Source organism: Pseudomonas sp. MWU349 (genome assembly GCF_017947325.1).
GTDB classification, from domain to species: Bacteria; Pseudomonadota; Gammaproteobacteria; order Pseudomonadales; family Pseudomonadaceae; genus Aquipseudomonas; species Aquipseudomonas protegens.
In genome coordinates this window covers 1-445 of sequence record NZ_JAFEVP010000022.1, presented here as the reverse complement: position 1 = coordinate 445, position 445 = coordinate 1, and the positions used below count along the sequence as shown (strand labels likewise).

Below are 445 nucleotides of genomic sequence, written 5' to 3'. Positions count from 1 at the left end.
TGCCGAGACCTCGGTTACCGATACTCCGGATACAACGACCCTGAGTGTGACCGCCACCGATACCGTGGCCGAGGGTGGCTCCATCGTCTACACCGCCACCCTGACCAATGCCGCTGGTACTCCAGTCACCGTGACCTTGAGTAACGGTGCCGTGATCACCATCGCTGCAGGCGCCACTACCGGCACCACCACTGTCGCGGCACCGGCAGATGATGTCTACAAGGATGCCGGTAAAGTCGAAGTCACCATCACTAAAGCCGAAGGCGGTAACTTCGAGAACCTGGAGACCAACCCGACTCCAGCGGTGACTGATGTCACCGATACCATCGACACCAGCACTGTTTCGCTGACGGCTACCCCTAACGTCGCCGAAGGCGGCACTGTGGTTTACACCGCCTCCGTGACTGCGCCAGTGACCGGTTCGCCGGTCGTGGTCACTCTGTCC

At 60.7% G+C, this 445-nt stretch carries 1 protein-coding gene; it reads left to right on the top strand.

Translation table 11 applies throughout. From position 1 onward, the window contains the following. The coding region (locus tag KCG88_RS30810) for an immunoglobulin-like domain-containing protein (RefSeq protein ID WP_210713765.1) at positions 1-445 on the top strand (445 nt) is incomplete at both ends.